Origin of the sequence: Microbacterium sp. C448 (genome assembly GCF_000582705.2) — a bacterium.
Lineage (GTDB): Bacteria > Actinomycetota > Actinomycetes > Actinomycetales > Microbacteriaceae > Microbacterium > Microbacterium lacus_A.
In genome coordinates this window covers 1-3557 of record NZ_HG779714.1, presented here as the reverse complement: position 1 = coordinate 3557, position 3557 = coordinate 1, and the positions used below count along the sequence as shown (strand labels likewise).

4 protein-coding genes are annotated in these 3557 nt (G+C 67.0%); all 4 read left to right on the top strand.

The genetic code is table 11. The features are described from left to right. Window positions 1-592, top strand: a 592-nt coding sequence (locus MIC448_RS10905; RefSeq protein ID WP_036299475.1) for a PH domain-containing protein, incomplete at its 5' end; no start/stop codon positions are given. Window positions 593-854: 262 nt separating this feature from the next. Continuing rightward, window positions 855-1838 (top strand): ABC transporter permease, encoded by a 984-nt coding sequence (locus MIC448_RS10900; RefSeq protein ID WP_036299472.1) that lies wholly within the window; start codon window positions 855-857, stop codon window positions 1836-1838. Window position 1839: 1 nt separating this feature from the next. Further along, entirely contained in the window at window positions 1840-2763 is a 924-nt protein-coding gene (locus tag MIC448_RS10895) for an ABC transporter permease (protein WP_036299470.1), read from the top strand. Continuing rightward, window positions 2756-3557: ABC transporter ATP-binding protein (locus MIC448_RS10890; RefSeq protein WP_306342122.1), on the top strand; the 802-nt coding region annotated here is incomplete at its 3' end. The genes MIC448_RS10895 and MIC448_RS10890, both read left to right, overlap by 8 nt.

Sequence of the window (3557 nt, the reverse complement as noted above, 5' to 3'; positions counted from 1 at the left end):
GCGTCGGGATGTGCGGGTATTCCGCGCCCCGTCCGCCACGATCGGGGCGATCGCCGGCGCTGTCGTTGCGCTCGCGTTGCTGGTCGACGCGGCCGTGCGAGCCGGGCTGGGCGAGATGCTGTTGTTGGCGCCCTGGGTGCTGCTGGTGCTCTGGTTCGTCTACGTGCTCGTCTACGCGCCGCACATCCGGACGGATTCCGAAGGCGTTCGCGTGCACAACCTGTTGCGCATCGTCGAGTTCCCCTGGAGCGCTGTGCGCGACATCGAGTTGCGCTGGCAGGTGCGCTTTCGTCTGAGTACGGGACAGGATGTCGCGAGCTTCGGTGGTCCGGTCGCCGGGCGCCCTGCCCGGCCGGGTCTGCGTCTCGGTGGGGGCGAGCGCCGAGAGCCTCCCGCTGTGCGCGACATGGAGCTCCTGCGCGAACAGTGGATCTCGGCGACCGAGGGTGTCCCCGTGCCCGAGCTGACGGCGCCGGGGTCTGCGCCTGCAGCATCCGTCGTCCGTCGGAGCTGGGACGTTCCGGCCGTGATCGCGCTCGTCGCCATCGCCATCTGGGCTGTGAGCGCACTGATAACCGTGAACTCCTTCTGATGACGGAAATGGGCAAGCCGCAAGCTGCCGTTGGCGCATTTCTTGCACAGGGCGGGATTGTTACGTTCGTGAAAAGACGCGCTGATGTAGGTGACTGTTCCCCGGTGCCGGGTTAGGGTCTATGAATCGCCGGTCCCCACGGCGGTCTGAGAACCAGCATTCGTGACACCGAGTTCCACCCCGGAACCGTTTCCGAGAGATCCACGATGACGTACGCAACTTCCCCCGCTGCATACCGCGATACCCCTGCCAGGCCCGCCCGGTGACGCTCTATGTGGTTCGCAGGTTCATCCACTACGCGATCCTCAGCCTGATCGCGACGTGCCTCGCCTACATCCTGGCGAGTGTCCTGCTGAAGCCCCAGGATCGGTTCTACGGGATGAATCCGCGTCCGCCCCAGGCCTCGATCGATGCGAGCCTCAACGCGATGGGTGTGAACCCCGACGTGCCGGTGCTGGTGCGGCTCTGGAACTGGCTCGTCAACCTGTTCACGCAGTTCTCGCTCGGCGAGACGGTCGGCGGGGCCCAGGTCACGGCCGAGATCGCGGCACGCTCGGGCGCCAGCCTGCGGTTGCTGCTGATCGGGTCGATCATGGGTGCGATCGTCGGTGTTCTGCTGGGTGTCTGGGGAGCGGTGCGGCAATACCGCGCAAGCGACCAGATCGTCACGTACTCGTCGTACATCGTGTTCGCGACGCCGACCTTCGTGATCGGCGTGCTGCTGATGATCGCGGCAACGTCGTTCAACAACGCGCTCGACACACAGGTCATCCGATTCACCGGCGAGTACACGGCCGGGATAACGGGCGGATGGTGGGATATCGCGCTCGACCGTGCCATCCACCTGCTGCTGCCGACGATCGCCCTTGTGCTGATCAGTGCCTCGTCGTACTCGCGCTACCAGCGCAGCGTCATGCTCGACGTCCTGGGCGCCGACTACATCCGTACCGCCCGCGCCAAGGGCCTACCGCGCTCGAAGGCGCTCGTGCGTCACGGCGTGCGCATCGCGCTCATCCCCATGTCGACGTTCTTCGCCTACAGCTTCGGCACGCTGATCGCCGGCTCGGCGATGCTCGAGATCGTCTTCTCGTGGCGGGGGATGGGGCAGTTCCAGCTGAATGCCGTGACGCAGAACGACATCAACGCGGTGGCGGGGTCAACGCTGTTCGTCGCCGTGCTGGTGCTGCTGTCGTCGACACTGTCCGAAGTGCTCTACGCGGCGCTCGACCCGAGGGTGAGGGCCTGACATGACCATGCAGCAAGAGGCGCTCGAGGCGCCGCTGGACCGCCAGGACGACATCACGAAAACGCGTAAGCCGCTCTCGCGCAACCGCCTGGTGTGGGCGCGGCTGCGCGGCATGCCGCGATTCTGGGTCGGCGCATCCGTCTTCGCCCTGATCGTGCTGTGGGCGTTCATCGGCCCGCTCGCGTACCCGTGGGGCATCACCGACCGCGACGCGCTCAACATGGGGATGGGGCCGACGCTCCGGCACTGGTTCGGCACCAACGCGATCGGTCAGGACATCTACGCCCAGACGCTGTCGGGCCTGCAGAAGTCGCTCATCATCGGCCTGCTCGCGGGAATCGGCGCCACGCTGATCGCCGCGATCGTGGGCTCGCTCGCCGGTTACCTCGGGGGACGCGCCGACAGCGTGATCGGATGGTTCATCCACCTGCTGCTCGTCATCCCGTCGTTCTTCATCCTGGTGCTGCTGAGCCCCCTGACCCGCGGGCTGTCGTGGCTGGCGCTCACCTTCTTCCTGGCCATCTTCAGCTGGATGATCATGGCGCAGGTCGTCCGCAACCAGACCCGGTCGCTCCGCAACCGCGACTTCGTGCGCGCGGCGCGCTACATGGGCATGCCGACGCGGAAGATCCTCGGCCGGCACATCCTGCCGAACATCGCCTCGCTGCTCATCATCGACGCCACGCTCGGCATCGTGGCCTCGATCATGGCCGAGACGTCGCTCAGCTACTTCGGGTTCGGTGTGCAGAAGCCGGATGTCTCGCTCGGCACGCTTCTCGCCGACGGCACCGCCGCGGCGCTCACCCGACCCTGGCTCTTCGTCTTCCCCGCGACGGTGCTCATCATCCTTCTCTTCGCCATCAGCCTCATCGGCGACGCCCTGCGCGACGCCATCGACCCGACCTCGGGGGTGAACCGTGGCTGAGTTCCAGGTCGGTCGCAAGGCCGCCGCTCGCACACCCGTCGTGGGGGCGCCGCTGCTCTCCGTCCGCGACCTCAGCGTGACGTTCCCGCAGCGCGGGGGCGACCCCGTGCGCGCCGTGCGCGGCATTTCGTACGACGTCCACGCGGGCGAGTTCCTCGGCATCGTCGGCGAGTCCGGCTCGGGCAAGTCCGTTTCGTCGCTGGCCGTCATGGGTCTGCTGCCCTCGTCGGCCGAGATCACGGGCGCTATCGAATTCGAGGGGCGCTCGCTTCTGGGCATGGGTGACAACGAACTCTCCCGCATCCGTGGCGCCGAACTCGCCATGGTGTTCCAGGACCCGCTCTCGGCACTGACGCCCGTCTACTCGGTGGGCGACCAGATCTCCGAGGGACTGCGCCTGCACGACTCCTCCCTCTCGGTTCAGGCCGCGCACGCGCGCGCGGTCGAGCTGCTGAAGATCGTCGGCATCCCCGACGCCGAGCGCAGGGCGCGCGCCTTCCCGCACGAGTTCTCGGGCGGAATGCGTCAGCGCGCCATGATCGCGATGGCGATCGCGAACGACCCGAAGGTGATCATCGCCGACGAGCCGACGACGGCGCTCGATGTGACGATCCAGGCCCAGATTCTCGAGGTCCTCGAGACCGCGCGCGAGATCACGGGCTCCGCGGTCGTACTCATCACGCACGACCTCGGCGTTGTCGCCGGTCATGCCGATCGTGTCGGCGTGATGTACGCGGGCAAGCTCGTCGAACTCGGGACCACCGACGAGGTCTTCCACGAACCCCACATGCCGT

Excerpts from the sequence above, each read along its gene's own strand:
- MIC448_RS10895 (WP_036299470.1), top strand. The coding sequence starts at position 1,840 with ATGACCATGCAGCAAGAGGCGCTCGAGGCGCCGCTGGACCGCCAGGAC.